Source organism: Chryseobacterium sp. W4I1 (genome assembly GCF_030816115.1).
Lineage (GTDB): Bacteria > Bacteroidota > Bacteroidia > Flavobacteriales > Weeksellaceae > Chryseobacterium.
In genome coordinates this window covers 2,638,497-2,652,859 of sequence record NZ_JAUSXQ010000001.1, presented here as the reverse complement: position 1 = coordinate 2,652,859, position 14,363 = coordinate 2,638,497, and the positions used below count along the sequence as shown (strand labels likewise).

General features: G+C 36.2%; 16 protein-coding genes and 1 pseudogene. 14 read left to right on the top strand and 3 right to left on the bottom strand.

Going from position 1 to position 14,363, the window contains the following annotated elements:
• The first annotated feature begins 45 nt into the window (after positions 1-45).
• The 3 genes from QF044_RS12275 (at position 46) to QF044_RS12265 (ending at position 1,806) form a co-directional block, all read left to right on the top strand.
• Entirely contained in the window at positions 46-399 is a 354-nt protein-coding gene (locus tag QF044_RS12275) for a GNAT family N-acetyltransferase (RefSeq protein ID WP_307267579.1), read from the top strand.
• A gap of 231 nt (positions 400-630) precedes the next feature.
• Positions 631-1,155, top strand: coding sequence for a hypothetical protein (locus QF044_RS12270; protein WP_307267577.1), 525 nt, complete (start codon positions 631-633; stop codon positions 1,153-1,155).
• Positions 1,156-1,164: 9 nt separating this feature from the next.
• Entirely contained in the window at positions 1,165-1,806 is a 642-nt protein-coding gene (locus tag QF044_RS12265) for a uracil-DNA glycosylase (RefSeq protein WP_307267575.1), read from the top strand.
• Here the strand turns inward: QF044_RS12265 and QF044_RS12260 are convergent.
• Both QF044_RS12260 and QF044_RS12255 read right to left on the bottom strand, forming a co-directional pair.
• On the bottom strand, positions 1,793-2,305 hold the full coding sequence (locus tag QF044_RS12260) for a hypothetical protein (RefSeq protein ID WP_307267572.1): 513 nt from the start codon (positions 2,303-2,305) through the stop codon (positions 1,793-1,795). The genes QF044_RS12265 and QF044_RS12260 overlap by 14 nt on opposite strands.
• Before the next feature lie 12 nt (positions 2,306-2,317).
• Positions 2,318-2,809, bottom strand: coding sequence for a DUF456 domain-containing protein (locus tag QF044_RS12255; RefSeq protein ID WP_307267569.1), 492 nt, complete (start codon positions 2,807-2,809; stop codon positions 2,318-2,320).
• Between the two features lie 123 nt (positions 2,810-2,932).
• Between QF044_RS12255 and QF044_RS12250 the strand changes: the two genes are divergently transcribed.
• The 11 genes and pseudogenes from QF044_RS12250 to QF044_RS12200 all read left to right on the top strand — a co-directional run bounded on the left by QF044_RS12250 (position 2,933) and on the right by QF044_RS12200 (position 13,248).
• On the top strand, positions 2,933-4,201 hold the full coding sequence (locus QF044_RS12250) for a mechanosensitive ion channel family protein (protein ID WP_307267566.1): 1,269 nt from the start codon (positions 2,933-2,935) through the stop codon (positions 4,199-4,201).
• Positions 4,202-4,351: 150 nt separating this feature from the next.
• Positions 4,352-5,074 carry a pyridoxine 5'-phosphate synthase gene (locus tag QF044_RS12245; protein WP_307267563.1) on the top strand — a complete coding sequence of 241 codons (723 nt, stop codon included), beginning with the start codon at positions 4,352-4,354 and terminating at the stop codon, positions 5,072-5,074.
• A 113-nt stretch (positions 5,075-5,187) separates the two neighbouring features.
• Positions 5,188-5,967 carry an alpha/beta fold hydrolase gene (locus tag QF044_RS12240; RefSeq protein WP_307267561.1) on the top strand — a complete coding sequence of 260 codons (780 nt, stop codon included), beginning with the start codon at positions 5,188-5,190 and terminating at the stop codon, positions 5,965-5,967.
• 122 nt (positions 5,968-6,089) lie between these two features.
• Positions 6,090-6,332 carry a microviridin/marinostatin family tricyclic proteinase inhibitor gene (locus QF044_RS12235; protein WP_307267559.1) on the top strand — a complete coding sequence of 81 codons (243 nt, stop codon included), beginning with the start codon at positions 6,090-6,092 and terminating at the stop codon, positions 6,330-6,332.
• 16 nt (positions 6,333-6,348) lie between these two features.
• Complete coding sequence (locus QF044_RS12230) at positions 6,349-6,591, top strand: microviridin/marinostatin family tricyclic proteinase inhibitor (protein WP_373462683.1); 243 nt, start codon at positions 6,349-6,351, stop codon at positions 6,589-6,591.
• 51 nt (positions 6,592-6,642) lie between these two features.
• Positions 6,643-6,870, top strand: coding sequence for a microviridin/marinostatin family tricyclic proteinase inhibitor (locus QF044_RS12225; protein WP_307267554.1), 228 nt, complete (start codon positions 6,643-6,645; stop codon positions 6,868-6,870).
• Positions 6,871-6,952: 82 nt separating this feature from the next.
• The gene (locus tag QF044_RS12220) at positions 6,953-7,909 is read left to right on the top strand and encodes an MvdC/MvdD family ATP grasp protein (protein WP_307267551.1); all 957 of its coding nucleotides are present in this window, start codon (positions 6,953-6,955) and stop codon (positions 7,907-7,909) included.
• Positions 7,902-8,906: an MvdD family ATP-grasp ribosomal peptide maturase gene (locus tag QF044_RS12215; RefSeq protein WP_307267549.1), complete on the top strand. Its 1,005-nt coding sequence runs from the start codon at positions 7,902-7,904 to the stop codon at positions 8,904-8,906. The genes QF044_RS12220 and QF044_RS12215 overlap by 8 nt, the downstream gene beginning before the upstream one ends.
• Before the next feature lie 446 nt (positions 8,907-9,352).
• Positions 9,353-10,366, top strand: coding sequence for an NAD-dependent epimerase/dehydratase family protein (locus tag QF044_RS12210; RefSeq protein WP_307267546.1), 1,014 nt, complete (start codon positions 9,353-9,355; stop codon positions 10,364-10,366).
• Positions 10,363-12,133, top strand: a pseudogene (locus QF044_RS12205) (long-chain fatty acid--CoA ligase). The gene QF044_RS12210 and the pseudogene QF044_RS12205 overlap by 4 nt, the downstream one beginning before the upstream one ends.
• Positions 12,134-12,189: 56 nt before the next feature.
• Positions 12,190-13,248: a diphosphomevalonate/mevalonate 3,5-bisphosphate decarboxylase family protein gene (locus tag QF044_RS12200; RefSeq protein WP_307267543.1), complete on the top strand. Its 1,059-nt coding sequence runs from the start codon at positions 12,190-12,192 to the stop codon at positions 13,246-13,248.
• Positions 13,249-13,333: 85 nt separating this feature from the next.
• Here QF044_RS12200 and QF044_RS12195 read toward each other — a convergent pair whose 3' ends face one another.
• Positions 13,334-14,008: a DUF2461 domain-containing protein gene (locus QF044_RS12195; protein ID WP_307267541.1), complete on the bottom strand. Its 675-nt coding sequence runs from the start codon at positions 14,006-14,008 to the stop codon at positions 13,334-13,336.
• Positions 14,009-14,363: the final 355 nt, after the last annotated feature.

The following is a 14,363-nucleotide window of genomic DNA, read 5'->3' as shown; positions in this document are numbered from 1 at the left end:
GAGAAAATGTGATTATTATGTATATTTGAAATATTTACAAAACTAATGATCAAAACAGAACGGTTAATATTAAAAGAAATCAACGAAAGCCATGTTGAAGATATCCTGAAGATTAGAAGCAATGAAGTAATTAATCAGTTTGTGAAAAGGAACTCTCCGAAAAACAATTATGATGCTTTACAATTTATTTTAACCATTAAAGGAAATATTCAAAATAAGCAAACCGTTTATTTTGGAATTTCTCAAAAAGATCAGTCGAATCTTATCGGAACCATCTGTCTCTGGAATTTTTCTGAAGATAGAAAAACAGCAGAAGTTGGTTATGAATTACTGCCAGACTATCACAGAAAAGGAATCATGTCTGAAGCTTTGAAAAGCAGTTTTAAATTATGGATTTAAGGATTTGAATCTGCAGGAAATTGTAGCAATGACCAATAAGTTTAATGAAAACTCGAAAGGGCTTCTTTTAAAGCATGATTTTGTTTTAGAAGAGGGGAGAGAAGATGAAGGTTTTCCTGATAATTTGGTTTTTAGTTTGAAAAAATAGAGTACTGGTCTTATACTCACTGTCAATAGAAACTTGACATTGCAGATATTTAATTTTATATTTGAATTTTATCAAAATATTCCATGAAAAAAGTTTTAATAGGTATCATCGGTCTGGCCGTTGCATTTTTTATTATTCTTCAAATCTTCACCTGGTATAATGCAAACCATATTCTGAGCAACCAGACTGTTTTGAAAATTTATATGGATGTAAAAGCTGAAGATATGGATGAATATTTTGGTTTGGAAAAAGGAACTTATGATAAAAACAATCACATGATTGTGTGTAACCTTCCCGTGCAGCCGGCCCCATTTAAGCAATATCAGCAGGTAATTGATTTTGACCTTAACAGTATAAAATGTGATGAAAAGTACACGAAGGGAGATTATATAAAATACGATGAAACCGAACTGAATGATGATCAGAATGCTACACTTTTGATCATCAATAAAAGTTATTCCCAGCCGGTAGGTCCGATAGATAGCCAGCTGCAGGGAGAAAGTAAAAATATTGTTGCGTCAAGACAAGTACATCTTGATTACCAGATGGCAACCATCAATCATATTGTTTTGGCCAAAGATAAAGTGTACGAATATTGTAATAAATAAATTTAAAAAATGACCTGGACAGAAGTTTTAGCCCCAATAAAAAACACCCCCTATTTTACCACCCTTTGGGAAAAAGTAAAGCAGGAATATGCAACCACTAAAGTATTTCCACCTAAAAGTCAAATATTCAGAGCATTGGAAATTACTCCTTTTGAAGAGGTTAAAGTGGTGATTCTCGGACAGGACCCTTACCATAACGACTATCAGGCAAATGGATTGTGCTTTTCTGTTTCTGAAAAGGTGACAGCACCACCTTCGCTTAAAAATATTTTCACAGAACTAAAAGATGATATTGGTGTTGAAAGAACTTCTAAAGAACTCGACGACTGGGGCAAACAGGGCGTTTTATTACTGAATGCCACTTTAACCGTTCGTGCACATTCTCCAAATTCCCACAAAGATTTGGGCTGGGAAAAGTTTACAGATTTTATTATCAAAGAAATTTCGGATAAAAAAGAAAATGTAGTTTTTGTACTTTGGGGAGCTTTTGCACAGAAAAAAGCCGAACTCATTGATCCGGCCAAGCATTTTATCTTAAAATCGGCGCACCCTTCGCCGTTTTCTGTGTACAGAGGGTTTTATGGGAGTAAGCCTTTTTCCAAGATCAATGAATATCTGGTTTCAAAAGGAAAAAAGCCTATTTCCTGGTAGGTTCCGGAGAATCTCCAACTTTATGGATCTTAATACCGATCTTATATTTCCCTTCCAGAGCTTTTGCTCCGCCATCAGATTTAGGAAAAGGACTCACTTCTTCCAGCGAAATGGTATATCCGTTGAATAATTCTAAAGATTGATGGTAATTTCGTCCGGCATTTTCCATAGTGGCAAGTTCTAAAACCATTGGTCTGGTCGTAGTTCCCATTACTTCAATCTGTGCAATGGCAACACCTGCCCAGATGCAGTTTACGCCTTCAGGACAGCGGCTGTCTTCAGAAATACCTTTGAAGGTTACATTCATATCATATTCTTTCAGGAATTTATTTTCGCCCTGATTGAAATAAATGATACCTCCCTCTTGTTTTGGATTTTTAGTTTGTGTCATGTGAGAGTTCGCTACAGAAGTTGATTCCGAAGCTTTTGTCTTCTTTTGGGCATTACATCCCGCTAAGGTCAGTAATCCCAGGCTTAATAGGATGGTTTTATGGAACATATTTTTCTTTTTTTAAATAATATTAAGCATATCTAAAACTACTACCAAAAACATTGCCACACCTACCACAAGACTGAAACCTGTTCCGTAAATGAAGCCGATAAACGCCCCTTTGGTAGATTGCAAAGCTTTATTCATATCCTTACTGTCATGAAGAAGCTCACCAATAAATACACCTGCAAACATCCCAATAAGAAATCCTAAAGGAATAGGAATAAATATCCCAACAATAGTTCCAATGACAGATCCGATGCTTCCCCAGCGGGTTCCACCGTATTTTTGGTTGGTTTTTGCCGGAATCACATAACTCAAAACCACAGAAATAACCGTAAGGATCCCGAAAGCCCAGATATAAATCATCGGCAGATCGGTATCTGTCCCGAATTTATAGATCAGAAGTCCGCAGATACTTAGTAAAAGTCCCGGAAGCACAGGCAGAAAGGTTCCAAGCATTCCAAGAAACAATAAAATAAGGCAGAGAATATTTATTAAGGCTGTATCCATTCTTTAAAAATTATTAATGCAAGATAAGAAAAAGAAGATTTACAGAAGTGTTTAAATATTTGGGCTGAAAATTGATGGTGAATAGTGATACATCATCATTCTTAATTTTATAAATTTGCTGTAATGAAAGACGAGATACAGGACACTAAAAACTTTTTACAGGAAATAAGTGAACAGCTTTATATCTATATTAGCGAGGTAACGCCCGGTGGTATGGGTTGGGTGGTTCATATTATTATCAAACTGGCACTGCTGTGTGCCGTATTCCTGGTGTTGGATTTTGTTTTCAAATTTGCTATCAATTTTATTTTCAGGTTCTTTAAGAATGATGAAAAATATCCAATCATACGATCAATTTATCAGTCTAAAATCAGCAATTCTGTTGCTCATTTTGCCGCACTTATCGTAGTAGGGGCTGTTCATCCTTCCATATTTCCTGCAACGGCACTGCCAAAAACGAATATATTTATCAACAGATCTATCAATTTGGGGCTTGTGCTTATTCTTGCCGGTATGTTGTATAGGTCATTGACGGGTTTCAGGTATTATTTCACCATAAAACAGGACTTCTACAAGATCATGGCTTTGAATGCCATTTCAGAAACGGTAAAGATTTTGGGGATTTTTGTCTTTTCTGTAGTGGGACTCTGTGTCATATTCGGGATAAAAGGCACAACGATTGTCGGGAGTTTAGGAGCGATTACCGCTGTGCTGGTGCTTGTTTTCAGAGATACTATTTTAGGTTTTGTCACTGGGATACATGTTGCCACTTCTAAAAATCTGAAAGTAGGAGACTGGGTAAGCATTCCGAAATACAGTATTGAAGGAAATATTACCGATATAAGCCTGCTTACCACCAAGATCACCAATTTTGATAAAACTGTTTCCACAATTCCTACCTATGACCTTCTTACGACAGAGATCAAAAATCTTCAGATCATGTCCGAATCCAATACAAGAAGGATTAAAAAATCCATTTATTTTAATATCAATTCCTTTAAATTCCTGAATGAAGAGGATATTGAACGTTTAAAAGAAATCAACCTGATTTCAGATTATCTGGCTCATAAAACATTAGAAATAAAAGAAGAAAAATTAAGTCTGCAGCATAATGATAAAACGATCAATGGAAGGCAGCTTACCAATATCGGGGTTTTCAGATATTATGCGCAGAAATATATAGAAAATGATCCTGATGTGGAAAAAAACGGAACCAGAATGGTGCGTCAGCTGGATATTACCCCTCAGGGACTTCCTCTTGAGATCTATTGTTTTGCAAATGATTCCAAATGGGAGCATTTTGAACAGATCCAGGCCGATATATTTGACCACTTACTGGTTGCTTCAAAGGAATTTGATCTTCAGGTAATGCAGATAAGTGTTAAAGTTTAAAATACAGAAATTAGAACTGGATAGTAGAAATTAGACCGATTGAGTGTTTAATTTTATCTTGATTTCTTTATAAATAATAATTAAAATCTAATTAAATAAGAGAGTAGAAGTAGACTCAAAAACTAATTTATAATCTCTCACCTCTAGAAAATGACAAAACTAAGCGTAAACATCAATAAAATTGCGACCATAAGAAATGCAAGAGGAGGCGAAACGCCAAGCGTAACTGAAGCAGCAGTGAAGATCCAGGAATTTGGAGGACAGGGCATCACCATTCATCCGAGACCCGATGAAAGACACATTACCAGAAAAGATGTCTATGATCTGAAACCTTTGGTGACTACTGAATTCAACATTGAAGGAAATCCTCACCGCTCTTTTATTGATATGGTGCTTGAAGTAAAACCGGAGCAGGTAACGCTGGTTCCCGATGCAGATGATGCCATTACTTCCAATGCCGGATGGGATACCAAAAAGCATTTCGATTTCCTGACAGAAATTATTGCAGAATTTAAAAATGCAGGAATTCGCACTTCTGTTTTTCTTGATCCCTTGCCTGAATTGGTTGAATATGCTGCAAAAACAGGGGCCGACAGAATTGAACTGTATACTGAAGCTTACGCTAAAAATTATCTTACCAATAAAGAACAGGCTATAAAACCATATTACGATACAGCAGTTGCCGCTACTGAATTTGGATTAGGAATCAATGCAGGCCATGACCTGAGCCTGGAAAATTTAAAATATTTTGCAGATCATATTCCAAATCTTCTTGAAGTTTCCATAGGGCATGCTTTAATTTCTGAAGCACTTTATATGGGACTTGAAAATACAGTGCAGGCTTATCTGAAACGACTGGCTGTTTGGGGATAAAAAATAGAAAAAACTTGAAGATGGATAAGATGCAAGTTATCCGTATGTAGATTACTTTCAACCACCATCTGCTAATTTCTAACTTTTAACCTCTAATTTCTAAATTTAAAACAATGGAAATCTTAAATTCAAAAATATTCGGCGAAAATCTTACAGTTACGCCACTTCTTGTCTTCCACGGACTGTTTGGAATGCTTGATAACTGGGGAAGTTTCGGAAAAGACCTGGGAGAATATCTTCCCGTACATTTAATTGATCTGAGAAATCATGGAAGAAGTTTTCATTCAGAAAGTATGTCTCATGATGATCTGGCGGATGATATTGCCCGTTATATGGATCATTACGGAATTCAGAAAGCTCATGTTTTAGGACATTCTTTAGGTGGAAAAGCGGTCATGCAGTTTGCTTTAAAATATCCTGAAAAAGTAGAAAAGCTCATTGTGGTTGATATTTCGCCCAAAGCTTATCCTCCGCATCACCAGGGAATTATCAAGGCTCTTGAAACAGTAGATTTTGATGCGGTACATTCACGAGGTGAGGTTGAAACTGTTTTGAGTCAATATATTCCGGAAAAGTCTACCATTCAGTTTTTAGCAAAAAATCTGTACTGGGATGATAATAAAAAGCTGAATTGGAGGTTTAATCTTAAAACTTTATCTGAAAAATATAACGAGTTTGTTTCCAATGCAGTGAAATTTGGTGTTTTTGAAGGGGATTCCTTATTTATAGCTGGCCAGAAATCAAATTATATCCTTCCTCAGGATGAATACGGTATCAAACAGCAGTTTCCCAAAGCTAAAATTGTAACGGTGAAAAATGCAGGACATTGGGTTCAGGCTGAAAATCCTGTGGATTTCGCGGTTGTTGTTAAGGAATTTTTAGGTTTGGACTAATTTAATTCTTTCATTTTAATGATTTAGTTGAAATTTTATATAAAAAATAAAATTATATTTCCCTACATGTTGAAATTTTTTGTACTTTAGTTTTTCATAAAAAACTAAAAATATTTTAACTTATGGAAAAGAAAAACTCAAAAAAACCGTTTTTTGCTTCGTTTTTGGAAAAACAAATTCAGGATCCGGAGGCTATTCAGGGGGGAGGGATTACTACCCCTACTACTGATATTCTTACAATACCAGAAAGAGACACTGTAACTACATCTCCGTTTCTTGACAACGCAACATCTGTTCTGAAAGATCAGGCTGTAACGATGAAATATCCGTCTGACAGTGATGAATCGGGGGAATTAGAAATCTGATAAAACTAATAACTCAATTATGAAAGACGAAAATTCAAAAAAGAAGCCTTTTTTTGCTTCATTTCTAGAGAAGCAGATCAAAGATCCTGAAACTATTCAGGGAGGTGCGGGAATTATTACAAATACTGATAATGATATCATCACTGCTCCTTCAGTTGATAATGTGACTGCGCAGGTTTTTGATCACGTTACAATGCCAAGTAAGGATCTCATGGTTACCATGAAATATCCTTCTGACGGTGATGATGATGTTGTTTAGATTCCCGTAAATAGGAAAGTACAATCATATTTTTAACCAAACTAAATTATTATGAAAGACAAAAATTCACAAAAGAAGCCTTTTTTTGCATCATTCTTAGAAAAGCAGCTTAAAGATCCTGAAACTGTAAAAGGTGGAGGGGATATCACAATTCCTGAAAGAGATGCGATCACAAAACCAGCGATTGACAATGTAACTTCTCCTCAGGATGATCTAATGCATACCATGAAGTATCCATCTGATGGGGATGACGATTCACCAACAGTTCCATTAGACTAAGAAATTAATCATTAATCGTATTAATACAATCACTTCAAAGGAAACTTACCATTAAGTTTCCTTTTTCAATAAAAACCGGCAAATGATTCTCTGCATTACTCATTCACAGGATTTTTACAATATTGATATTTTTTTCGAATATCTTACTTCTAAAAATATTCCTTTTTTCAGATTGAATTCAGACCGTATGAATCATCTTCAGAAAATCAGTGTGAATGAAAACTCTTTTGAGCTGACTGATGAAGCAGGAAACAGCATTCATTCCAGAGATATTAAAGCAGTCTGGCACAGAAAAGCCTGGGCAATAAGCACTCCTGAAGAACTGGATGAAGATTATAAGAAAATATTCCTGAGCGGATATGCAAGTCTCCGCTATAACCTGATCACTGTTTTAGAAAATGTTCCCTGGATCAATCCTTATGAAAATGAAAGAAAGATTGACGGAAATAAAATGCTTCAGCTGAAAATAGCAAAAGCTCATCATTTAACTATTCCCAAAACGATATTTTCAAACGACGAAGAACAGATCACAGCCTTTTTCCACAAACATTGCAACGGAAAAGCTGTGGCTAAACTTCACAGCCTCACTGCAAAAACCATGAGTGGTGAAAACCTTATTTCCACGATGGTCATTGAAGAAGATACCCTTGAGAATATTTCAGATATCACTTATTGTCCGATGATTTTCCAGCCTTATGTTGAAAAAGCATATGAACTGAGAATTGTCTATATAGCAGGGGATTTTTTTACAGGAAAGATCAACAACAGTGACCATGTAGACTGGAGATCAGCTCAGGGAGATTATTTTTGGTCAGCCTATGAGCTGCCACCAGATGTAAAAACAGGTCTTGCTTCCATGATGGAAGAAATGGGACTCTACATCGGTGCCATTGACATGATCAGAGGAAAAGACGGAAAATATTATTTCCTTGAAGTAAATCCTCAGGGAGAATGGGGAATGCTTCAGAAAGAACTGGGTTTTCCCATCGCAGAAAGAATTGCCGATAACCTTATAAAAAGAATCAATATCCATGAATAAAATATTAATCATTACACATACTCAAGATAATTTTTCAATTGAAAAAGTAACAGAATATATAGAAAAGAACGGCTGTGAGGTCATTCGTTTTGATGTAGACCTGTATCCTATACAAAACAAACTCTCTACTATTTTCCAGGATGGAGAGTGGATAAGTATCCTTGAAACCAAAGACGCTCAGTATCGTCTTGATGATATTGCTGCCGTTTGGTACAGAAGAGCTTATAATATAGGAAACGGAGTGAAGGAAGAAATGGATAAGAAATTCTATGGTGCTGCAATGGGAGAGATCCGCAATACACTTTTCGGGTTTATAGAATCTGTAGATGCTTATGCACTGGGGAAACCTGGGATTTACAGAAGACTGGACAGTAAAGAAGAACAGTTAAAAGTTGCTGTTAAGTTAGGCCTTAAAATTCCCGAAACCTGTCTCACCAACAACCCTGAAGAAGCCAGAAAATTCATTCTTAAGCACAAGGATGTTATCGCTAAAATGCAGACTGGTTTTGCCATTTACGAAGACGGTGTGGAAAGCGTAGTTTTTACCAATGTAGTTAATGAAGACAAGCTTGAAGAGCTGGATACATTAGTATACTGCCCGATGCAGTTTCAGAAAAAAATTGAAAAGAAAAAAGAGCTCCGTGTTACCATTGTAGGACAGGATGTATATGCTTTTGAAATAGATTCCCAACAATCAGAAGATGCCAAAGTGGATTGGAGAAAGGACGGAGTAAATCTTTTAACCAAATGGGTGAGAACAGAACTTCCGGCAGATGTAGAAGCAAAACTCCTTGAACTTTTAGACGTTTATAATGTGGATTATGGTGCTATAGACATCATTGTTTCCCCTGAAGACGAGTATTATTTCATTGAGATTAATGCGGCAGGTGAATTTTTCTGGCTGGATAATCTGACTGAAGAAAACCTTATTTCCAAAAGTATTGCAGATGTTCTTTGCGATAAAGCTCCGAGGAGAAATAATATGGTAATGGCTTGAAAATAAAATTATTATTTTTAGTCAAAAGTCACAGAAATTTTAAATTTCTGTGACTTTTTTTAATTAAGGTTGTATATGGAACCACCCCGTCAAAAATTCTTTGAATTTTCGCCACCCCCTCCAAAGGAGGGGAATGTCTGATCCGACAATTTTTTTGTCATTACGAAAACCCATGATTTTCAATGAACTTAATTGGTCTTCTTCTTTTAGCGTATTTAAGCTCAAAACAACTAAAGTGTAAAACTTTTGCTCCTTTTGTGGTTAGGAATATTCACATGGTATTTCAGAATACAAAGAAAGCCCAGCAAAATGATAATATTGGTTAAATTAAGTGGAATTCTGCTTTAAAAATTGCAAATTTGCACAAGCAGTTTTTCATAAGATCTTGAAGAATTGCCGGATAGAAAATATTGTTATATTTTAGTCAGCAATCAAGTAAATAATTAATGATTTTTGTAACGGGTGCAACAGGAATTCTGGGAAGAGTAGTTGTGTTGGAACTTCTTAAAAAAGGGAAAAACGTGCGTGCTTCCAAAAGACCAGGTAGCAATTTAAACGATGTAAGACATTCTTACAGCTTCTATACAGAGAATCCTGATGATTTTTTTAATAGGATCGAATGGGTAGATGTAGATTTTGATGATATAGTGTCTCTGCAGGATGCATTAATAGGAGTAGATGAAGTCTATCACTGTGCTGCCAAAGTAAGCTTCCATCCTCATGATGAAAAAGAAATGTACCATACTAATGTAAAAGGTACAGAAAATCTGCTGTTTGCATGCGAAGGCTCAGAGGTGAAAAAATTCCTTCACGTGAGTACCATTGCTGTACTGGATATTTTTAATGAGAAGGGAGAGCTAGACGAAAGTTCTGAATTTAATCCTAAAGAAGAACACTCCGCCTACGCCATTTCTAAGCACCTTGCTGAAATGGAGGTCTGGAGGGCTTCTGCCGAAGGTTTGAATACCATTATTGTAAATCCGGGAATGATTATCGGAAGCGGAAACTGGGGACAGAGCAGCGGTGATATTTTCCCGACTTTTGAAAAAAATAGCTTCACCTTTTCCGGCGGAACCAGTTACATAGACGTAAAAGATGCTGCTGAAATATCCATTCAGCTGATGGATAAAAATGTTTTTGGGGAACGTTTCATTCTGATTTCTGAAAACAAAAAATACGAAGATCTTGGAAAACAGATCAGGTCGAAATTAGGTCTTAAAAAGGCAAAGATCCTTACAAAATCTCAGTTAAATTTAGGAAGGCTGTCCAATATCCTCTTCGGATGGCTGATTCCGAAGCTGAGAATCATTACAAAGTCTAATATTGAATCTATATCCTCACTCAATATCATTTCCAACCAAAAAATAAAAAAAGAGATTGATTATCAGTTTATTCCCGTGACAGAAAGCATCGATTTTCATCTTAACAATTATATTAACGACAAAAAGCTGAATTCATGAATCTTGCCGCAGCAATTATCCTTAAAAATGTAGAAAAACATCCTGTAAAATCAGCAATTGGCTTTAAAAAGAAAGGAGAATCCTGGAAAGAGCTGAGCTGGAAAAAATTCGGCGAGATCGTTTTTAAAACGGCCAATGCACTCAAAAATGCAGGAATTCAGGAAAATGATAAAGTAGCCATCTATTCAGACAACTCATCAGAATGGATGATCTTTGATCTCGCTTCCATGGCGATTGGTGCGATCACTGTTCCTATTTACTCTACAAACAATGCAGAACAGGCAGAATATATTCTCAATGATTCTTCGGCAAAAGCCGTTCTTGTTGGAAGCCAAGAGCAGTATGATGCCTGTCTGGAATTTTTACATAAAGAAGGCAATCAGCTGGAAACCATTATTGTTTCTAAAAAATCCGTTTGGATCAAAAAAGAATTCAACAGTTTCTATCTTGAAGATTTCATTTCAAAATCCTCTCCTAAGCTGGAAATCTGTAAAAAAGAGGACGATGATACTGCCACATTGATCTACACATCCGGAACTACCGGCACTCCGAAGGGTGTTATGCTTACCCACGGAAATTTTATCAAAGCTTTTGATTCCCACTTTGAGTTTTTTAAATTCAAAAATTTTGAAGAAGAACTTTCACTGGCATTTCTGCCTTTGACTCACGTTTTCGAAAGAAGCTGGAGCTTACTTTGCCTTTACGGCGGAGCAAGAGTCTATTTCCTGGAAGATCCGAAAAATATTGCCACAGCTTTAGAAGAAGTAAAACCTACTATGATGTGTGCCGTACCGAGATTTTTCCAGAAGGTATATGCAGGAGTTTTAGAAAAAGCTGAAGAAGGTTCATCCATTAAGAAAAAAATATTCGACTGGGCGCTGGCAACAGGATGGCAGACTTCTGAATTGAGAAGGAACGAACAGTCCATTCCTTTTGGATTAAAGCTAAAAGAATCTCTTGCAGAACGGCTTGTTTTCAGTAAAATTAAAGAAAAAATGGGCGGTAGGCTATGGTTTCTACCTTGCGGTGGAGCCTCTCTGTCGCCGGAAGTCACAAAATTCTTCGATTCTGTAGGGATTCATGTGACTGTAGGTTACGGGCTGACAGAAACTACTGCTACACTCACACTTTTCCCATTGACCCATTTTGAGCATGGAACCAGTGGAAAACCTTTGCCAGGCTTAGAAATTCGTATTGGTGAGAGCGATGAGATCCAGGCCAGAGGAAACGGTATCATGAAAGGCTATTACAATAAGCCGGAAGAGACCCAGAAAGTTTTCACTCAAGATGGATGGTTCAAAACAGGTGATGCCGGAAAATTTGATGATAAAGGAAACCTGATCATCACCGACAGAATCAAAGATTTGATGAAAACCTCCAACGGAAAATATGTGGCGCCACAGCAGATTGAAAACCTGCTTACCAACAATAATTTTATCCAGCAGATCATGCTGGTAGCAGAAGGAAGACAGTTTGTTTCGGCACTTATTGTTCCGAATTTTGAATTTTTTGCAGGATTTTATCAAGAAAAATAATATCCCTTTTACCAATTGGGAGAAAGCTGTGAAAGACGAAAAAATCGTTACTTTATATAAAGAGAAAATTAAAGAATTACAGAGTCATCTGCCAGACTATGAGAAAGTGAAAAAATTCACCCTCATGCCTGCTGAATTTGATATCAATACCGGGGAAATCACGCCAACATTGAAGGTCAAAAGAAACGTAGTTCTAAAAAAGTATGCGGATATTATTGAAAAAATGTATTAAAAAATAAAGCTTTATAAACCAAAAGGTACAAAAGTTTTATCATTTTATATCAGACTATGACAACACAAGAATTTAAAGGAAAACAAAATTTTACTACTCATACACAGGTCGTTTCAGAAAGCTGTCCATCCAATATTGCCTTGATTAAATACTGGGGGAAATATGATCATCAGATTCCGGCAAATCCCAGCATTAGCTATACTTTGAACCACTGCAGAACCAATACTTCTATGGAGTTTCTTGCGGACGAGTCTTTCTCAGTACAGACGTTTCTTGCAGGAAGTGAAGAAGTGAAATTTGCAGAAAAAATAGAAAAATATTTCAGAAATATAGAACAGTATCTTCCATGGATATTGAGGGGGAAATATATTATCAGAACAGAGAATACTTTTCCGCACAGTTCCGGTATTGCCAGTTCTGCTTCAGGCTTCGGCGCAATAGCGAAATGCCTGATGAAGCTGGATGAGGCTTTTTCTGAAAAAACGTCTGAAGAAGAATCTTTAAGAAAGGCTTCTTTTTTAGCTAGATTAGGAAGTGGTAGCGCCTGCAGAAGCTTGTACAACGGACTGGTCGTTTGGGGAACATCAGATGAGGTGGAAGGAAGTTCAGATTTATTTGCTGTAAAATATCCGGATGCTGAGATTCACGATATATTCAAAAATTTCAACGACTGGGTTTTATTGATCCATGAAGGTCAGAAGAGTGTTTCTTCAACAGTAGGACATGGTTTAATGAATACGAATCCCTACGCTGAAAGAAGATTCCAGGAAGCAAGAGAGAACTTTGTTCCGATGAAAGACATCTTAAAGAGTGGTGATATGGAACGCTTCATCAAACTGGTGGAGCATGAAGCTCTTACGCTGCATGCCATGATGATGATGAGCGATCCGGCCTTTATTCTGATGAAAACCGGGACAATGGAGGTGATTAACAAGACCTGGGATTTCAGAAGAGAAACCGGTCTGCCGCTATTCTTCACATTGGATGCCGGGGCTAACGTACACCTGCTTTTTCCGAACGACGGCTCAGAAGAAAAGATTAAAATATTTATTGAAACTGAATTGCTGCAGCATACCCAGAATAACGGAGTAGTAAAAGATGTAATGAAATTTTAAGCAAATATAATACCTGTGAAATCTGTGGGATTTTGCTCTCGCAGATTCACAGAGTAAGCTATAATCTTGTTTGAAATCAAATCAATTACAAATCTAATGAAATAGGGGTGTTCAGGAAGTCATTGAAAGGCTTCATGATTTTAAAGATTTTCGTCATATTTTTTATAGCATTTTTATCTAAAACTTCTTCATCTTTTAAATGGTAAATCACAATAAAGTTTTTTAATTTTAAATATTCTCCCATTGGATCTTCCTTTTCAAATCCTTGAGGAATTTTTTTCAGTCTGTCATCCTGGTCAAGTTCGGGGAAATGTTTTTTAAAGTCTTTCTGGTTGATAATCTTTAGGAAATCTTCACCATACAACGAAATTTCCTTTCTTACCTTTTTCAGTACAGAAGATTCCGGCATGTAAATACCTCCTGCCAGGAAAGATTTTTCAGGTTCCAAATGAAGATAGTATCCTCCTTTCTGGCTGCCTTTTCCCATTCCTAAAGACGCCCCGAAATTCGTTTTGTAAGGTATTTTATCTTTCGAAAATCTTGTGTCACGGTAAATTCTGAACAATGCTTTTTTACCATCAATTTTTCCCAGCTCTTCATCAAACTCTGCCATTTCTTTAATCAGTTCGTCCAGAAAAGCAATGACATTTTCCTGCGATTCTGTATAAAGGCTTTTATTTTCTGTAAACCATTCGCGGTTATTGTTTTTGGTTAATTTTTTTAAGAAATCAAATGTTTTTAAAGAAATCGTGGCCGACATATTTTTATTTTATGGGTTATGGGTCGTTGATTGGTTGTGAGTTGTTGGCTAAGTTTGGAGTGTTTAATAACAATAATCGACGATATATTTTATTTTCCTAAACCTATCAACAAATCAGACGATAATCACTCAAAGTTACATAAAACTATTCAGATCTGAAAAAGCGTAATTAGTTAAAGTTTTCCAGTGTTCATCTTGAAGGATAGAGGGTTATCTGTGCCAATATTTTAAAAATGATAATCAGAATATTAAAAAAGAAAAATATATGTTTAGTAGTCCTTTTTTTTAAATTTATAAATATTAAAGAAAAAATCAATTCATTTTAATAAAAAAAAACAATATTTAGTATGTTTTT

Coding starts and splice junctions, on each gene's coding strand:
- QF044_RS12245 (WP_307267563.1), top strand. CDS start 4,352: ATGACAAAACTAAGCGTAAACATCAATAAAATTGCGACCATAAGAAAT.
- QF044_RS12270 (WP_307267577.1), top strand. CDS start 631: ATGAAAAAAGTTTTAATAGGTATCATCGGTCTGGCCGTTGCATTTTTT.
- QF044_RS12265 (WP_307267575.1), top strand. CDS start 1,165: ATGACCTGGACAGAAGTTTTAGCCCCAATAAAAAACACCCCCTATTTT.
- QF044_RS12255 (WP_307267569.1), bottom strand. CDS start 2,809: ATGGATACAGCCTTAATAAATATTCTCTGCCTTATTTTATTGTTTCTT.
- QF044_RS12235 (WP_307267559.1), top strand. CDS start 6,090: ATGGAAAAGAAAAACTCAAAAAAACCGTTTTTTGCTTCGTTTTTGGAA.
- QF044_RS12275 (WP_307267579.1), top strand. CDS start 46: ATGATCAAAACAGAACGGTTAATATTAAAAGAAATCAACGAAAGCCAT.
- QF044_RS12195 (WP_307267541.1), bottom strand. CDS start 14,008: ATGTCGGCCACGATTTCTTTAAAAACATTTGATTTCTTAAAAAAATTA.
- QF044_RS12220 (WP_307267551.1), top strand. CDS start 6,953: ATGATTCTCTGCATTACTCATTCACAGGATTTTTACAATATTGATATT.
- QF044_RS12250 (WP_307267566.1), top strand. CDS start 2,933: ATGAAAGACGAGATACAGGACACTAAAAACTTTTTACAGGAAATAAGT.
- QF044_RS12260 (WP_307267572.1), bottom strand. CDS start 2,305: ATGTTCCATAAAACCATCCTATTAAGCCTGGGATTACTGACCTTAGCG.
- QF044_RS12240 (WP_307267561.1), top strand. CDS start 5,188: ATGGAAATCTTAAATTCAAAAATATTCGGCGAAAATCTTACAGTTACG.
- QF044_RS12225 (WP_307267554.1), top strand. CDS start 6,643: ATGAAAGACAAAAATTCACAAAAGAAGCCTTTTTTTGCATCATTCTTA.
- QF044_RS12200 (WP_307267543.1), top strand. CDS start 12,190: ATGACAACACAAGAATTTAAAGGAAAACAAAATTTTACTACTCATACA.
- QF044_RS12215 (WP_307267549.1), top strand. CDS start 7,902: ATGAATAAAATATTAATCATTACACATACTCAAGATAATTTTTCAATT.
- QF044_RS12210 (WP_307267546.1), top strand. CDS start 9,353: ATGATTTTTGTAACGGGTGCAACAGGAATTCTGGGAAGAGTAGTTGTG.